This is a genomic window from Treponema sp. OMZ 798 (genome assembly GCF_024181385.1).
In the GTDB taxonomy this organism is placed as follows: Bacteria; Spirochaetota; Spirochaetia; order Treponematales; family Treponemataceae; genus Treponema_B.
Map to the genome: position 1 here is coordinate 193,571 of NZ_CP051305.1, position 16,318 is coordinate 209,888.

Below are 16,318 nucleotides of genomic sequence, written 5' to 3' on the forward strand. Positions count from 1 at the left end.
TACATCATAAAAATCGGATTAAACGCTTTTAAAGATTACATGAGGCTTTTTTTCTTCATCATAAATAATTTTAGCATCCACATCATATAAGGCCTTAATTACTTCTTCCGTTATGACCTCATCTACGCTGCCTGAGGCGATAATCTTTCCTTCTTTTAGTGCATATATTTTGTCGCAATACATTGCAGCTATGTTAAGATCATGGATTGCCGATATGACGGTTATTTTTAAATCTTTTGCAAGGCTCATAAAATGCAGCTGATGTTTTATATCCAGATGGTTTGTAGGTTCATCGAGAATGAGACAATCGGTATTTTGCACCAAGGCACGGGCTAAAATAATTCTTTGTTTTTCTCCTCCCGAAAGGTTGGAAAAACTTCGTTCTGCAAAATCTTTCATATCAACCTGTTCTAGTGCCTTATACGCAAGTTCAATATCTTCGGCGGAATCACGCTCCATAAATTTTTTATGAGGCGATCGGCCGATCAAAACCATTTCAAGTACGTTAAAGTCAAAATGAGTTTCGTTGTGCTGGGCAACTACAGCCATCTTTTTCGCCGTTTCTCTAAAGGGATAGTCATTTATGTTCTTGTTGTCTATAAATATGGTTCCTGTTTTGGGTTTAAGGACACGGTATATACATTTGAGCAAGGTGCTTTTTCCCGAACCGTTGGGGCCGATTATACCGACAATGCCTTTATCCGTAATTGCAAGGTCAATGCCGTTTAAAATATTTTTATCACCGAAGTTAAATGAAAGAGTGTTAATGTCAAGAAGCATTACGATTTCCCTCCAAACCCGTATTCTTTATTTATCAATAAATATAAAAATACAGGGGCTCCTACAAGGGATATGACTACTCCTACAGGGATTTCTCCAAGAGAAGAGATTGATCGGGCAAGTACATCCGCCCAAACAAGAATGATAGCACCGATTAATACTGAAGCCGGTATTATGTTTTTATGATTAGTCCCCCAAAATATTCTTGCAATATGAGGTACTATGAGTCCTATAAAGCCTATAATACCTGCATTATATACCAAAAAACCTATAACTGCAGAACACATTAAAAGGTAGATTTGGCGGTAAATATGTAAGTCTTTACCTAAGGTAATTGATACGCTGTCGCCCAGGAGCATTAAATTAAGAGTTCTGTATTGCGTCATAAAGGCAAAAATGCTCAAAAATACGATAACGGATAATAAGCCTAAATTTTCCCATTTTGCTCCTCCGAAACCTCCCATCAGCCAAAAAGAAATACTTCGTATAGCTTCTCTGTTTTTTGTAGTAAAAACTATGAATGAAGAAAATGCCGAAAATATTGTACTTATAGCGATTCCGGCCATTAATAATTTTACGGAATTGGCTCTGCCGTTTATATTTGCAGTTGTCATCACAATTACAGATGCACCGAATGCAGAAAAACAAGCAGACAAGCCTACATAATTGGGGCCCAGACTTGCTCCTATCCCCAGGGCAATAGCCAAGGTTGCTCCAAGAGAAGCCCCTGAAGAAATACCCAATATATAAGGATCTGCCAACGAGTTTTTTACGATAGCCTGCATTACAACCCCCGTTAAAGCCAAGCCCATACCGGTAAGGCAGGCTAAGATAATTCTAGGCATCCTTACAATCCAAACGATATCTACAGTAGATTTTTTTACTCCTTCAAGGCTGCCTATTCCGAAGATTTTATATTGAGCGATTTTTAAAATATCGGCGGGCACTATATTTACGGCTCCGAATCCTACCGATAGGATTATTGAGAGTAGAAGTCCCGCCAAAAGAAAAAGAAGTGCTGAAGATATAAAAATTATTTTCAGCACCTTGGTTTTATTGTTTTGCATATTATAGGTCAGGATATAGACCTGAAATGATAGTCTTTATTCCGTCATAGGTTCTTATGCCGCTTGCATAAACCTCACTTAAATTAATCGGAAAAACTTTTTTATTTTGAATTGCTGCTATGCTTTGTAAGGCCTTATCTTTTGTCAGCATTTCTATAGATTGATCTTTTTCAATATAGTCTCCAAAATAAACGGTAAATATAACATCCGGGTTAAGCTCTATAAGCTCCTCTTTTCCTATGCCGTTTTTTTCTTTGCCCACAAGGTCTGCCCCGACTTGCATCGCAATTTGTCCGCCGATTGTTTTTTCTCCATAAACACGGTATTGCCCTTCTTTTTCTACCTCAATTATTATAGCCTTTACTTTTGTTTTTCCTTCAACATGTTTTTTTGCTGCCTCAATTTCGCCTTTCATCTTATCGACAATCGATTGCGCTTTGTCTTCTACATTGAAAATTTTACCTATGTTAAGAATATCCTGATATTCATTTTCGAGAGAATCCTGTTTTTTTAAGCCGGAATTTTGCCATATATAGGTTTTTGTACCTCTATCATGCCAAAAATTTACATCCCCATAACGTTTTTCGCCGAATAAAGATGACCATGCAAAAATAAAATCGGGCTCCATGTCGATAACCTCTTCTTTTGTAGGGCGTTTGTCACGGTAATCTACTTTGCTAAAAGCTTCTTTAAATTCATCTTTTACAGGATCATCAAGACCGACAGCTAAAATGAGTTTGTCTGAAAGTCCGAGTGCAAGCATAGTTTCTATCGGGCTTTGGTAAAAGGCAGCGACTTTTTCAGGGGCTTTTTCAAATGTAAGCTCGATAGGTTCTGCCGCATAGTTATAAGTCGTGATTGTTACAGGATAATACTGTCCATCCGCTTTCGGCATCGTTTTGCCGGAATTTTGTGATTGATTTTCTTTAGGACTGCACCCTAAAAAAAACAAAACTGCCGATACTAGCAGTAGTGAGTAAAAAAAAGTTTTTTTCATACTTCCCCCAAATGTGTTAATTTTACGGTTTCAAACTTAAAAGACTTGAGTTTATGCAGCAGGTACAAAGATACTTTGGGGATCTTATTAGTTTATAGAGAAAACAAAAAGGCTATAAGTTCCTTCAAGCGTCCGGTACTTTATCGCTCGTAAAGCACAAGGTTTAAGCCCTCTACAGGCAGGTATTCTGACTTCGAGCTTCATCATCTTTTTAAGCCTTCCCCGATTCCTCTCGAGTGACATATTTTAAAAAGACTCTTCTCTTACAGCGGCGGGACCGTGACGGAATTACACCGTACTTCCCTTTTAACCGAATTTCGGCACCTGAAAGGTTTGAAATGTCGCGTCCGATTTTAATGCTTTTGTAGATTAATGTCAAGGCTATAATTTATCGCCGTTTTTATAATAAAACTAAGATTTACACTATAATTTTAATTATTTTTATAAAAATTCCCAAAAATATGAAAAAAAAGTCTTGTTTAATATAATCAATTGTGTTACACTTCTTACATGAAATATCATGTTGTATTGTTATTTATATTTTTAAGTTTGTTTGGCTGTAAAACTACGCCTAAGAAATTTTCCGAAATTTCTGCAACAAAATCCGATAAAACATTTAAAAGAAGCATTGATTCTGATTTAAAAAAAATTGAAGAAGCCGATAAATCTTCGCTGAAAATTGTTGAGATCGCTTATGAAATTTTAGCTCAAGGAAATAACTTTAAGGAAGGTCTTTCATCAATTATTCGGTTACAAGAAGATCTTGATAAGCTTTATTCCATTTTATATGCAGATTCCGTAAAGGCTCCAGTAATAGATTTTTCCAAAAAGGCAGTAGTTATAGTTGAAGCAGGGCCTTTTAGCACGGGAGGTTATTCCATTATTCCTGTGTCTGCAACAAAGTCAGGTAAGATTATAAAGTTTGTTTTTGAGGTATCGGCTCCGGGGCCTATGGATATAGTTACTCAGGCCTTTACACATCCCTATTTGATAGTTGCTGTGGATGCAGATCCTTATGATGATATCTTTATTGAGGTTAAAGGGAATAATAAAAAGAAAAAATATAAATCTAATTTTTAAATGATTTAAGGTATTATTTGGTATAAAAAATATTTACTTATGGATGACATTTTTTAGATTATTTTGATAAATAAGGGGGACTTTTATGTCACAAAAAAAATGGAACGCTTTTGCGTTATTTGTTGTTATTGTTTTGACTGTGCTGCTTGGATCTTGTTTTCATGAAGCAGGTCAACATTTCGGGCCGGAAGACGGGATTGCCTTTTTAGATATCTTTGTTGTAGATTCGATTGGAGGAACTGTGGTTGACGGTACAAAGCTAAATGTAATTGACTGTGAAACCAATCATACAGTTTATTCCTCTGTTTCTGTATCCAATGGAAGAGCAAGCTTGGTACTTACTTCCGGGAAAAAATATGACATCAGTCTTGCTGGAGAAAAGGGAAAGTGGGCCGGTTCACTGATTCAAGACTATTATGTGGATAAAGTATTGCAGCAAAAGCTGACAATATTTCAGTTTAAACATGGGCAGATAACAAGAGGTGTTACCCCCCCCCGTATCGAAAAGGTGATGGGTCTCGATATCGACTTTAACTTGATTTCCGATATAACCGACGGTTATACTATTAATGACGCTGTAAAACATGTTTATGTAGAATTTACCTCAAAGGTAGGTGCTGTAGAAGATGTTGCTTGGAGCGGCTTTGGAGCAAAGCTCGGAATAGGAGCTGTCCCTTCAGGTTCAAGCGGTATTTACGGTTATTACATACCGGACTCTGATCCTAATGACGGAATTTTTAAGTCAGAATATGTCTTTAACATAGAACATGCTTCATTGCCTAACGGCGATACGGAACTTGTAATAGTAGGTTACGATATCGCAAACAACAGGGTCGAAAAACACATTCCGGTAAAATTTAATAAAACCCCTGCAGGAAACGATCTTGCAAACGCAGAATTCGACGATCCTTTTATGATTATGGAAAGGGTTCCCTTTACAAATAATACCTTTTCGGCTGACCCTGATCAGGGGTTGGTTCAATTAAGTGCCGAGAGCGGTTTAAATCCTGCTGCCTTAATGCCCATCGGAGGTGAAAATTCCTCTTATATGGCAGTTGTTGTTTTCCAAGTTGTTGATAAGACTACTTCTGCTAAGATTCCTATTATAGGTTTTGATTTATACCGTAAAGAAAGAGGAGCAAGCGATGAGTTTAAATTCGTAAGCAGGACTCATTACGATGCACCAAAGACGAAAACCAGGCCCGGTTGGGAAGTTCATCAAGGTTTTGATACATCTTCGGAGCTTGAAGAAGGTAAGGAGTACGAGTATAAGATTAGGGCCTTTACTGCAAACGGCAATTTGGAATCCGGAGTGCTTACCGGTAAGATTATGGAATCCTTTACCTACACCTTGGAAGAGCCTAAGAACCGCAAACAGGTTCCTGTTGCTCAAGCCTCAGGCATATCTTACTCCTGTAAGATAAGTAACCCCAAGCTCTTAACTAAGGAAGAGGCCGATTGGTGTGATCTTGGTATATTGATTCTTGACGGACAGGGTGAGCCTGTATTCGGCTCAAAATTCCGCTATGTGTTTGACGGCGGCGATGGTACTCCCGACTTATGGATTGATACCATAGGGTTCGCTCCGGGAGACGTTAAGCGTTTTTCATATAAGCAGCACCTCGCTGCGCCGCTACAAAACTATTACGGAATTACTGGCCTTGATGACCTTATAAAGGTTGACTCTGCTGCCGGCCTTATCACCATTACCGCTAAATTTGTAAAAATACCTAATTTTAATGTAGCTAAAGGCGCTCCCATGGAATATCAAGCAGGTGTAAACTACCAATGGGATATACAGGATTGGGGAAAAGATCCTTATAGACTAGACGACGACAGGGCCTTAAGAATAGTTAAAATGTATGGGTCTAATCAATCTAGGTCTATGGGAAACAACAGTTCAAGCGGTTCCAATGCCGTAAACGGCAGGTTTACCTTGGTAATTACCGAATAGGAGGTTTGATATGAAGAAAAAAATATTATTCTTTTTAATTGCAATGACTTTAATCCTTTCTTCCTGTAATTTAGGCATGTATAATGCCGGTTCGGGAGTATACGGCGGGCATACGTCGCAAGATATAAGCGGTTCGTCAATTGAATTGCCGAATGGTGCAAATTATGCACCCAAGGATGAAGATATAGTTGACGGGTTCTTTATCGTTAAGACAAGGGACGGCTTTGATAAGGCTCTTTTTGAAGAAAAGGGTTTTGCAGTCAAGGGAAAGATTTCTCTTGCAGGTACGGGTTTTACTTACTGGTATCTTAATAAGGAAGGAAATGATAAAAAAAATCTATCCCTTGCAGCTTCGGTAGAAGGAGTGCTTTCAGCCGAGCATGATTATAAGGTTGCAGAGCCTGACGGTACTAAGGTAAATAATCAAAACACTCAGCTTGTGGACCCTGCCGGTGAAGGAACCTACGGGCTTACGGATGGAAACTACCTGAATGACCCTATAGCTCACAATTCCGATTACGGACTTTCGATAACCGAGGCTTTAAAGGCATATGAGGAAATCGGGTATGGGGATAAAACCGTAGTTGCAGGTATTATAGATACCGGTATAAACATGAAGCATAAAGATTTTAAAGATGAAAACGGAGAGTCGATAGTGCTGTATGCAAAATCCTGCGCTACCGATGGTACCGGTGGTACATATATCGGTGATGGAAACCCCTTTACCGAAATTCCTATCGGACTAAACTGGGATAAGGGAGCACACGGCACGCACTGTTCGGGCACTATCGCCGCTCGCGGTAATAATAATATCGGTATCGCCGGCGTTGCATGGAAAAACACAAAACTCATTTCATATCAATCGCTGGGAGTTGAAGGCAGCGGTAGGACTTGGTCTGTTTACGGCGCAATGGCCGACCTTACAAAGATGGTTACAATCTTGCGTAAAGCAAAGGCTGATAGAACCCCGGCAGAGAATGCTGCCTTGCCATCTTATTTACGAGGCACAGATTTTCAAATTACCCAAAAAACGGTTCCCGTAAACATGAGCTTGGGCGGCTCTTACGGCTCCGAATTTGCATTTGCGGTTTTAACCAATGCAGTAAAACACAATATACTCCCGGTAATTGCTATGGGTAACGAAGGCCGATACACGGCAGCTTATCCTGCAGCCTTCCCGGGCGTATTGGCAGTTGGAGCTACCAACGGTAAAGACAAAAAAGTGCATTTCAGCAATTCCGGTGCATGGATAAGCGTTTCCGCTCCCGGCGACGGTATTAAGTCTTGCGGTATCTATGGTAACGACTCTTATGAAACTATGAGCGGTACCTCGATGGCGACCCCCTTTGTAACAGGTACTTTGGCTTATCTTCTTTCCTTCCCTGAGGCTCATAACTTGACCCCCTATCAAATTAAAACCTTGCTTGAAAAAACTTGCGATAAGATTGAAGGGGCAACAGGTTTTACCGACAGCTTAGGACACGGACGCGTTAATGTGTACAAGGCTGCAAAGGCATTAAAAGACGGTAATGTTTCTCCGGCTAATGATATTTATAGCGAGGCAGAAGTTAAGGTTGCCGTACAAAATAATGACGGTATTTCAAACGATATAGTTCCGGCTAAGATTACTCTTGTAGATGAAGTTACCAAGGCTCCTCTAGCCTATGTTGCAGGTTATGGAGGTGAGTCTCCCGCATTTAAGGGTTTAATTAAAGACCGTTCATATTCGGTTTACACTTCTTTCTTCGGTGAGGTAAAAAAAGAAACCTTTACTATGGGGGATGCCGATAAGAATATTACCTTCCAGTTTAATAAGAAGCTTGTCTTTGTTTCGACCGTTAAAAATCTTCATTATAACGGCGGTAATGATAAAACCGATACTATAATCACCGTTTACAAGGCTGATGCCTCAGGTGATCTCCCTGCAAATGCCCAACCGATTTTAAGGTATGATTACGATGCCCTTGATACGGCTTATTTTGAGGCTGAACATGGTAAAACGTACTACGTAAAAATTACCGGCTATGGTGCTCTTACAGGTTCTAAAAACTACGTTATAAGTATTGACAGAGCTCCTCTTCCCGGAGATGAGAGCCTCGATGATCCGGCACGGTCACCGAATAATGCTGTAACAAATGACAGCCACGAAGACGATGACACGGCTGCTGCTGCAAAATTAAAAGGTAATGCCTGGCAGCAAAAGTATGCCTGTAACCTTGTGGCTCATCCTATAGGTTCTGCAAACACTGATGAAGATTGGTTCTATGTAGAGTACCCGTAAAAAAGGGATTATAACTTAAGTATAGGCAGTGTGCTGTTTTAAGTACGCTGCCTTTTTTCCTTAAAACAAAACGATTTTACTATTGACATTTTTTTTTCTTTATGGTATAAAGAACGCTGATATTTACATTATGATTTAAGGCCTAAAAAGGCTTTAGATCGGTATTCTTTAGAAGTTTTGCATTGCCGTAAAGCCTTTTAGGCAGGCGTATGCCGCCCTCATTTATACAAATAAGGGAAGAATTCTTTAAAACTTCGCAGGATGCCAAACCAGTCATCGGAGTTACGGTTTAAGGTGATCAGGTGGGTCCGAATGCTGTCCGAAAACCTATGGGCGGTGGATAAAAAGCGTTTTTCTTTCTATAAAATAGAGAAAATGCTTAAATCTTATCTGATTTTAATCACTGCTTTATGTTTCTCCGGTTTGTTTCTTTGTTAAGCTTGTTTTTCGGTTACGAAAGACCGGTTAACTTTTTAATCTCGTCATTTTTAATGCGGGAAATATTAGACTTGCCTACGTCTTTTAGGAGGATCTCATGGCAAAGGAAAAATTTAACAGAACGAAAGTTCACATGAATGTTGGTACCATCGGTCACGTTGACCATGGTAAGACCACTCTTTCGGCAGCGATCACTACGTATTGTGCAAAGAAGTACGGTGATAAGCTTCTAAAATATGACGAGATCGACAATGCGCCGGAAGAAAAAGAGCGCGGTATTACTATCAATACCCGACACTTGGAATATCAGTCCGATAAGAGACACTATGCACACATCGACTGCCCCGGCCACGCTGACTATGTTAAGAACATGATCACGGGTGCTGCCCAGATGGACGGCGGTGTTCTCGTAGTTTCCGCTCCGGACTCGGTTATGCCCCAGACAAAAGAGCACTTGCTTCTTGCCCGACAGGTAGGTGTACCTTCAATCATCGTATTCCTCAACAAGATTGACCTTGTTGATGATCCCGACCTTGTAGAGTTGGTAGAAGAAGAAGTTCGAGACACCTTGGCTTCTTACGGCTTCCCTGAAGATACGCCTATTATTAAGGGTTCTGCTTTTAAAGCTCTTCAGGAAGGCGCTCCTGCCGAAGATACAGCCTGTATCGAAGAATTGCTCCAGACAATGGACAGCTACTTCCAGGATCCTGTTCGAGATGCCGAAAAACCCTTCCTTCTCCCCATTGAAGACATCTTCACAATTCAGGGTCGAGGAACAGTTGTTACAGGAAGAATCGAACGCGGTATCATCAAGATGAACGAAGAAGTTGAAATCGTCGGTATCCGCCCCACAAAGAAGACTGTTGTTACGGGTATCGAAATGTTCAACAAGCTTCTTGATCAGGGAGAAGCCGGAGACAACGTAGGTCTTCTCTTGAGAGGTATTGAAAAGAAAGAAGTTGAACGCGGACAAGTTCTCGCTAAACCCGGTTCAATTCATCCTCACACCAAATTTGAAGCTCAGATTTACGTTCTTTCAAAAGAGGAAGGCGGACGACACAGTCCCTTCTTCTCAGGTTACAGACCTCAGTTCTATTTCAGAACAACCGATATCACAGGAACTGTAAACCTTCCTGAAGGAACAGACATGGTTAAGCCCGGCGATAATACAAAGATTATCGGTGAACTTATTCACCCCATAGCTATGGATCAAGGTCTTAAACTCGCTATTCGCGAAGGCGGACGAACTATTGCTTCGGGTCAGGTAACTGAAGTTATCGAATAAATGATGCAAAAAAACGGCGCTTGCGCTTTTGTAAGTGCCGTTTGCATCTCTTCGGAGGGAATGATGACAAAGGAAAAGATTCGCGTAAAGCTTCGCGGATTCGATGTAGAATTGGTTGATCAGAGTTCAAAGGCTATTGTACAGGCTGTTCAAAAAGCAGGCGCAAAGGTTTGCGGTCCTATCCCGCTTCCCACTCGGATTAACAAATTTACAGTGCTTCGCTCACCCCACGTAAACAAAAAGTCACGTGAGCAGTTTGAAATGCGAACGCACAAAAGGTTAATCGATATTATCGAACCTTCGGCGGATGTTATGAATGCCTTATTGGCATTGGAACTTTCAGCCGGTGTTGATGTAGAAATTAAACAATAAGATTTAATTAATGGTAGACGGCCTTTAATCAGGGGTGCGTACCTTAGGAGAAATTAAATGATTGGACTGATTGGAAAAAAAATCGGTATGACCCAAATCTTCAATGAAGTCGGTCACCTTATGCCGGTTACAGTTATTCAGGTAGAACCCAATACCGTTGTTGCACTAAAGGACAAGGAAAAGTTCGGATACTCTTCAGTAGTGCTCGGCTTGGGTGAACTCAAAGAAAAGCACACCAGTAAACCCTATGCAGGACAGTTCAGCGGAGACATTAAGCCTTTAAAACTTTTAAAGGAATTCCGTGATTTTGACAAAGAAGTTGCAGTAGGTGATAAACTCGGTGTAGAGGTTTTTGAAAAGGTTCCGTATTTAGACATTACGGCAATTTCAAAAGGTAAAGGTTTTCAGGGTGTTATGAAGCGATGGGGCTATGGAGGCGGTAGAGCAAGCCATGGTTCTAAGTTTCACCGTGAAGCAGGTTCGACGGGACACTGTACAACTCCGGGCCGTTCTTTTAAAAATACGACAATGCCCGGAAGAATGGGTTTTGACAAGGTTACCGTTCAAAATTTGCAAATCGTAAAGATTGATCCTGAATTGGGTGTTATAATGGTTCGCGGTTCTGTTCCGGGTAAAAAGGATGCAACTGTATTCTTAAAATCCGCAGTAAAGCGGGCTAAATAAGGACGGTAGAAGACATGGAAAAGAAAGTCTATTCAGTCGATGGTAAAGAATTGAGGACAATTAATCTTGATGACAAGGTGTTCGGTCTTCCCGTAAATGATGATGTTATTTACTACGCCATCAATAATGAACTAGCCAATAAACGAGTCGGAACGGCTTGTACAAAGGGCAGAGCTGAGGTTCACGGTTCAAATTCCAAGCCTTACAGCCAAAAAGGTACAGGACGCGCACGACGCGGTGATAAAAAATCCCCTCTTTTAGTCGGAGGAGGAACTATTTTTGGACCTAAACCGAGAGATTTCGGCTATTCTATGCCTAAAAAAGCAAAAAGATTGGCTATGAAGTCAATTTTGAGCCTTAAAGCTCAGAACGACAGGTTAGTGGTTGTTGAAGATTTTACGGTAGAAAGCGGTAAAACACGCGACCTTGTAAAGATTTTAAATAACTTTGCAAAGGACGAGCGCACTGTTGTTATTCTAAAGGACGACGATTCCTTGGTAAAAAGAGCAGGACGCAATATTCCGCATCTTTCATTCTTGGCATATAACCGCCTTCGAGCCCATGATTTATTCTACGGCCGAAAAGTTATCGTGCTTGAATCTGCCGCAAAAAATCTTTCCGATTTTTACGGATGTAAGGAGGCCGAATAATAATGGAATACAATGATATACTTATCGCGCCTGTTCTTACCGAAAAAAGCACAGAACTTCGCGAGCAGGGCAAATATGTTTTCAAAGTAGCGCCAAAGGCTACCAAGATTCAGATAAAGGAAGCAGTACGAAGATTGTTCAATGTAAAAGTTACCGATTGTACTGTTGTTAATGTTCGAGGAAAGACTAAACGTCTCCGCTACAAGGAAGGTAAAACTTCATCTTGGAAAAAGGCAACCGTAAAACTTGCTAAGGGCGAGACGATTAAGATTTTTGAAGGTGCGTAAGCCTTAATGTGCTTATGCTAAGGGGATAGCAAAATGGCTCTAAAAGAATATAAGCCGATGACGCCCGGATTGCGCGGACGAATTGATTTGCGAAAAGATGAAATTACAGCTCAAAAGCCTGAAAAGTCCTTGACTACAGGCAAAAAGAACAGAGCAGGACGCGATTCAAGAGGACGCATTTCAGTTCGAGGCCAAGGCGGCGGACATAAACAGAAATACCGACAAATCGATTTTAAGCGAAACAAATATGGTATTCCGGGCACTGTAAGGACAATCGAATATGATCCTAACCGCAGTGCAAATATTGCATTGATTTTTTACGCTGATGGAGAAAAGCGATATATCATCGCTCCCAAGGGTTTAAGAATCGGTCAAAAAGTTATGAGCGGCGAAATGGCTACATTGGATGTTGCAAATGCTCTTCCTTTGGAAGCAATTCCCGTCGGCTTTACCGTGCACAATATTGAGCTTACAATCGGAAGAGGCGGACAAATGGCGCGTTCGGCAGGTGCCGGCGCATTGGTTGCTGCAAAAGAAGGTGAATATGTTACCATAAAGTTGCCTTCCGGAGAAACTCGCTTGGTAAACAAAAAATGTTATGCAACAATAGGCGAAGTCGGCAATGAAGATCACATGAATACAAGTCTTGGCAAAGCCGGTCGATCAAGATGGCTTGGAATTAAACCCACCGTTCGCGGTATGGCTATGAACCCGATTGATCACCCCCTCGGAGGCGGTGAAGGACGAGGAAAGGGACGACATCCCGTTACTCCTTGGGGTCAGCCTTGTAAGGGTTATAAGACCCGCAAGAAGCGCAATCCTTCGGATAGCTTCATTGTCTCAAGACGAAAGAAGAAGAAGTAGGGGGTTGCAAAAGTGTCAAGATCAGTTAAAAAGGGACCTTTTATTGCAAAGAGTCTTTTTAAGAACGTAAACGAGATGAACAGATCGGGCAAAAAGAAGCCGATTAAGACTTATTCCCGCTGTTCTACAATTATACCTGAAATGGTCGGTAACACTATTTCGGTACATAACGGTAAGACGTGGATTCCGGTTTATATAACCGAGAATCTTGTTGGACATAAACTTGGAGAGTTTGCTCCTACGCGCACATTCCGCAAGCATGCAAACTCTGACAAGAAGGTTGGAAGATAGGTGAATGAAGATGACTGAAAGAACAGGATATCGAGCAACAACTAAATTTCTTATTGCATCACCTACCAAGGTAAGACCGGTAGCAAATGTTGTAAAAAACAAGCCCTATCCGGAAGCAATGGCTATTTTGGAAAATATGCCGCAAAAGGGAGCCGTCTTAATTTCTCAGACAATGAAATCGGCTGCCTCAAATGCTCTTTACAAAAATAAGCAGCTTGATGAAGACATGCTCTTTGTTAAGGAAATTATGATTGACGAAGGGCCTAGGCTAAAAAGAATTTGGTGTCGCGGCAAGGGCCGTGCGGACATTCTCTTAAAGCGAATGTGTCATATCACAGTTGTCGTTGACGAGAGAGCAGGAGAGTAGATATGGGACAGAAAGTAAACCCTACAGGATTAAGACTTGGTATAAACAAAACTTGGTCGTCTCGCTGGTATGCAGGCCCCCGAAATTATGCCGACTTGTTGCTTGAGGATTTAAAAATTCGAGCTATGATTCAGGAAATTCCTGAATGCAAAAATGCCGACATTGCCGAAGTTGAAATCATCCGTCATCCCCAGAGGATTACAATTATGATTCATACGGCTCGCCCGGGCGTTATAATCGGTGTAAAAGGCGCCAATATCGAAAATATCGGAGCCATTGTACAGAAAAAGCTAGGCAAAAAAGTGCAGATTAAGATTAAGGAAGTAAAGAGAGCCGAATTAAGGGCTTCTTTAGTTGCTCAAAACGTTGCACGCCAGCTTGCCGGAAGAGCTTCTTTCCGAAAGGTATTAAAGCAGGCTTGTTTTAATACGATGAGGTCCGGTGCTCAAGGAATAAAGATTAGAATTTCAGGACGCTTAGGCGGTGCTGAAATGTCGCGAACCGAAGAAATGAAGGAAGGACGAGTTCCTCTTCACACACTTCGGGCAGATATAGACTACGGTTTTGCTGAAGCCGATACAACCTACGGAAAGATAGGTGTTAAGGTATGGCTTTACAGCGGAATGATGTTTGGCGGAGAACAAAAAGAAGATGCAGGCGCCTTGCTCAAAAAGCAAAGAAGACCCCGATCTGAAAAACCCGCTCAAGCAGGGAGGCAATAATTATGGCATTCAGTCCCAAACGTGTAAAACATAGAAAGGTTCAGCGCGGTAGAATCAAGGGCGAAGCTACACGATGCAACAACATCGATTTCGGCGATTACGCCTTAGTTTCTCTTGAGCCTTTTTTGCTTACAAACAGACAAATTGAAGCTGCCCGTGTTGCTTTGAATCGTAAGATTAAGCGAGGCGGAAAATTGTGGATTCGAGTTTTTCCGGATAAACCATATTCAAAAAAACCCGCTGAAGTTCGAATGGGCGGCGGAAAAGGCGCCCCCGAATACTGGGTAGCGGTTGTAAAACCCGGAACTATTATTTTTGAATTAGCCGGCGTTGATAAGAATTTGGCCGAACAAGCTATGACCTTGGCAGGAAGCAAGCTTCCCTTTAAGACAAGGTTTGCCGAGCAGATTCAGGCCGACTAAGGAGCGTTTAAAATGAAAAAGAAGTCAAAGTACAGAGAAATGTCGTATAAGGAACTTGTTTCAAAACGCAATGATCTAAAGCAAAAATACATGGATTTGAGATTTCAAGCTGTGGTAGGCCATTTGGATAACCCTCTTGAAAAGAGAATTATGCGTCGTGAAATAGCGATGTTAAATACCTTTATCCGCCAAAAAGAATTGGCAGGCGAAGGTGCAAATTAGGAGCTAACCCGTGGAAAAAACAGAAAACACAAAAAAAATCGGGAAGCGCGAGTTTGTCGGAATCGTAACAAGCGACAAGATGGAAAAAACCATCGTTGTTGAAGTCCGAACCAAAAAGCTTCATAAGCTTTACAAAAAATACGTATCGAGCAGTAAAAAATACAAGGCGCACGATGAAGAGAACACAGCTCACATCGGCGATACGGTAAGAATTGTAGAGCATAAGCCTATCAGTAAGGATAAGGCTTGGATGCTTACTGAAGTTATTGAGCGGGCTAAGTAAGGCAAGGAGTTAAGGTAAATGATACAGGTTGAAACAAGATTAAACGTTGCCGATAACTCAGGCGCTAAACTCGTCGAATGTATTAAGGTTATCGGCGGATCAAAACGCAGATATGCAGGTATTGGGGATATAATCGTTGTGGCAGTTAAAGAAGCCTTGCCTACATCGGTTATTAAAAAGGGCGCGGTACAAAAAGCCGTTATTGTGCGTGTTTCAAAAGAATACCGTCGTCCCGACGGAACTTATATTCGTTTTGATGATAATGCTTGCGTAATCATCGACGATAATAAAAACCCTAAGGGAAAACGTATTTTCGGCCCTGTAGCCAGAGAACTTCGTGATCATGATTACATGAAGATAGTTTCTCTTGCTCCGGAAGTTCTTTAAGGAGAGTTTATGGCAGGAAAGATGAAAATTCACCGCAATGATAGTGTTGAAATCATTGCCGGTAAGGAAAGGGGCAAGCGGGGCGAAGTCGTAAAGGTCTTGCAGGAAGATAACAAGGTTATCGTCGGCGGGCTTAATATGATAAAAAAAGCCATGCGCAAAAGAAGCCAGCAGGATCAGGGCGGAATTGTAGAAATTGAAGCTCCGATATCTGCATCCAATGTTATGATTATATGCAAAAAATGCGGCAAAACCCGAATTGCATACGAAATAAAGGACGGCAAAAAAATAAGAGTTTGCCGTAAGTGTGGAGAAACGTTATAATGAGTAATTACGTACCTCGGCTTAAGAAAGTCTATACAGAACAAATCATGCCCGAGCTTAAAAAGGAATTTAACTACAGTTCTGTTATGCAAATTCCTCGGCTTAAAAAAGTCGTAGTAAGCATGGGTGTTGGTGTAGCTCTCACGAATAGGAAACTACTTGATGCTGCAGTAACTGACCTTGAAACAATCACCGGTCAAAAAGCTGTGAAAACAAAGGCAAGAAAGAGTATAGCAAACTTTAAACTTCGTGAGGGAAATGAGATTGGGGCAATGGTAACATTACGCGGTGCCAGAATGTATGAATTCTTAGATCGCTTTATCAATGTTGCTTTGCCGCGTGTTAAGGATTTCCGCGGAGTTAACCCGAACGGTTTTGACGGTCGCGGAAACTATTCAGTGGGTATTACCGAGCAGATCATCTTCCCCGAAATCGACTTCGACAAGATCGAACGCATTTCAGGATTGAATGTGAACGTAGTAACTTCTGCCGAGACTGATCAAGAGGCAAGATCGCTTCTTGCAAAGTTTGGTATGCCCTTTAGAAAGTAAGAGAGGATTT

Annotated in this window: 22 protein-coding genes and 1 riboswitch; of the genes, 18 read left to right on the top strand and 4 right to left on the bottom strand. The window is 41.2% G+C overall.

The genetic code is table 11. From position 1 onward, the window contains the following. Positions 1-18 precede the first annotated feature (18 nt). The 3 genes from E4O07_RS00905 to E4O07_RS00915 are packed head-to-tail and all read right to left on the bottom strand — an operon-like array spanning position 19 to position 2,844. Positions 19-780 (bottom strand): ABC transporter ATP-binding protein, encoded by a 762-nt coding sequence (locus E4O07_RS00905; protein WP_253686803.1) that lies wholly within the window; start codon positions 778-780, stop codon positions 19-21. Beyond that, positions 780-1,847: a FecCD family ABC transporter permease gene (locus tag E4O07_RS00910; protein WP_253686804.1), complete on the bottom strand. Its 1,068-nt coding sequence runs from the start codon at positions 1,845-1,847 to the stop codon at positions 780-782. Before E4O07_RS00910 ends, E4O07_RS00905 begins: the two co-directional genes overlap by 1 nt. Position 1,848: 1 nt before the next feature. Continuing rightward, positions 1,849-2,844, bottom strand: coding sequence for an ABC transporter substrate-binding protein (locus E4O07_RS00915; protein WP_253686805.1), 996 nt, complete (start codon positions 2,842-2,844; stop codon positions 1,849-1,851). A gap of 159 nt (positions 2,845-3,003) precedes the next feature. Next, positions 3,004-3,187, bottom strand: a riboswitch (cobalamin riboswitch). Between the two features lie 167 nt (positions 3,188-3,354). On the opposite strand from E4O07_RS00915, the gene prcB reads away from it, so the two are divergent. From prcB to prtP, 3 genes are all read left to right on the top strand, one after another. Beyond that, positions 3,355-3,924: a dentilisin complex subunit PrcB gene (gene prcB, locus E4O07_RS00920; RefSeq protein ID WP_253686806.1), complete on the top strand. Its 570-nt coding sequence runs from the start codon at positions 3,355-3,357 to the stop codon at positions 3,922-3,924. A gap of 85 nt (positions 3,925-4,009) precedes the next feature. Beyond that, positions 4,010-5,878: a dentilisin complex subunit PrcA gene (gene prcA / locus E4O07_RS00925; RefSeq protein ID WP_253686807.1), complete on the top strand. Its 1,869-nt coding sequence runs from the start codon at positions 4,010-4,012 to the stop codon at positions 5,876-5,878. Positions 5,879-5,888: 10 nt separating this feature from the next. After that, on the top strand, positions 5,889-8,159 hold the full coding sequence (gene prtP / locus E4O07_RS00930; protein ID WP_253686808.1) for a dentilisin complex serine proteinase subunit PrtP: 2,271 nt from the start codon (positions 5,889-5,891) through the stop codon (positions 8,157-8,159). Between the two features lie 142 nt (positions 8,160-8,301). Here prtP and E4O07_RS13400 read toward each other — a convergent pair whose 3' ends face one another. Continuing rightward, the gene (locus E4O07_RS13400; RefSeq protein ID WP_256487921.1) at positions 8,302-8,436 is read right to left on the bottom strand and encodes a hypothetical protein; all 135 of its coding nucleotides are present in this window, start codon (positions 8,434-8,436) and stop codon (positions 8,302-8,304) included. Positions 8,437-8,694: 258 nt separating this feature from the next. Here E4O07_RS13400 and tuf point away from each other — a divergent pair, with 258 nt between their 5' ends. The 15 genes from tuf (at position 8,695) to rplE (ending at position 16,308) form a co-directional block, all read left to right on the top strand. Then, positions 8,695-9,882: an elongation factor Tu gene (gene tuf, locus E4O07_RS00935; RefSeq protein WP_253686809.1), complete on the top strand. Its 1,188-nt coding sequence runs from the start codon at positions 8,695-8,697 to the stop codon at positions 9,880-9,882. 63 nt (positions 9,883-9,945) lie between these two features. Then, positions 9,946-10,254, top strand: a complete 309-nt coding sequence (rpsJ, locus tag E4O07_RS00940; RefSeq protein WP_253688106.1) for a 30S ribosomal protein S10 — start codon at positions 9,946-9,948, stop codon at positions 10,252-10,254. A gap of 57 nt (positions 10,255-10,311) precedes the next feature. Beyond that, entirely contained in the window at positions 10,312-10,938 is a 627-nt protein-coding gene (gene rplC / locus E4O07_RS00945; RefSeq protein WP_253677332.1) for a 50S ribosomal protein L3, read from the top strand. 14 nt (positions 10,939-10,952) lie between these two features. Next, on the top strand, positions 10,953-11,588 hold the full coding sequence (gene rplD, locus E4O07_RS00950; protein WP_253686810.1) for a 50S ribosomal protein L4: 636 nt from the start codon (positions 10,953-10,955) through the stop codon (positions 11,586-11,588). 2 nt (positions 11,589-11,590) lie between these two features. Beyond that, a complete protein-coding gene (locus tag E4O07_RS00955) occupies positions 11,591-11,875 on the top strand; it encodes a 50S ribosomal protein L23 (RefSeq protein WP_002672216.1) in 285 nt (94 codons plus the stop codon). A 33-nt stretch (positions 11,876-11,908) separates the two neighbouring features. After that, complete coding sequence (gene rplB, locus E4O07_RS00960; protein ID WP_253677330.1) at positions 11,909-12,739, top strand: 50S ribosomal protein L2; 831 nt, start codon at positions 11,909-11,911, stop codon at positions 12,737-12,739. A 12-nt stretch (positions 12,740-12,751) separates the two neighbouring features. After that, complete coding sequence (rpsS, locus tag E4O07_RS00965; RefSeq protein ID WP_253677329.1) at positions 12,752-13,030, top strand: 30S ribosomal protein S19; 279 nt, start codon at positions 12,752-12,754, stop codon at positions 13,028-13,030. 4 nt (positions 13,031-13,034) lie between these two features. After that, on the top strand, positions 13,035-13,397 hold the full coding sequence (rplV, locus tag E4O07_RS00970; RefSeq protein WP_002670000.1) for a 50S ribosomal protein L22: 363 nt from the start codon (positions 13,035-13,037) through the stop codon (positions 13,395-13,397). A gap of 2 nt (positions 13,398-13,399) precedes the next feature. Further along, complete coding sequence (gene rpsC / locus E4O07_RS00975; RefSeq protein ID WP_253686811.1) at positions 13,400-14,119, top strand: 30S ribosomal protein S3; 720 nt, start codon at positions 13,400-13,402, stop codon at positions 14,117-14,119. A 2-nt stretch (positions 14,120-14,121) separates the two neighbouring features. Continuing rightward, a complete protein-coding gene (gene rplP, locus E4O07_RS00980; protein ID WP_002670003.1) occupies positions 14,122-14,541 on the top strand; it encodes a 50S ribosomal protein L16 in 420 nt (139 codons plus the stop codon). A 12-nt stretch (positions 14,542-14,553) separates the two neighbouring features. Continuing rightward, positions 14,554-14,763, top strand: a complete 210-nt coding sequence (gene rpmC, locus E4O07_RS00985; RefSeq protein WP_253677325.1) for a 50S ribosomal protein L29 — start codon at positions 14,554-14,556, stop codon at positions 14,761-14,763. A 10-nt stretch (positions 14,764-14,773) separates the two neighbouring features. After that, positions 14,774-15,046 (top strand): 30S ribosomal protein S17, encoded by a 273-nt coding sequence (rpsQ, locus tag E4O07_RS00990; protein ID WP_253686812.1) that lies wholly within the window; start codon positions 14,774-14,776, stop codon positions 15,044-15,046. Between the two features lie 18 nt (positions 15,047-15,064). Further along, positions 15,065-15,433 (top strand): 50S ribosomal protein L14, encoded by a 369-nt coding sequence (gene rplN, locus E4O07_RS00995; RefSeq protein ID WP_253686813.1) that lies wholly within the window; start codon positions 15,065-15,067, stop codon positions 15,431-15,433. 9 nt (positions 15,434-15,442) lie between these two features. Next, a complete protein-coding gene (rplX, locus tag E4O07_RS01000) occupies positions 15,443-15,757 on the top strand; it encodes a 50S ribosomal protein L24 (RefSeq protein ID WP_253677322.1) in 315 nt (104 codons plus the stop codon). Further along, positions 15,757-16,308, top strand: coding sequence for a 50S ribosomal protein L5 (gene rplE, locus E4O07_RS01005; RefSeq protein WP_002670018.1), 552 nt, complete (start codon positions 15,757-15,759; stop codon positions 16,306-16,308). The genes rplX and rplE overlap by 1 nt, the downstream gene beginning before the upstream one ends. Positions 16,309-16,318 lie beyond the last annotated feature (10 nt).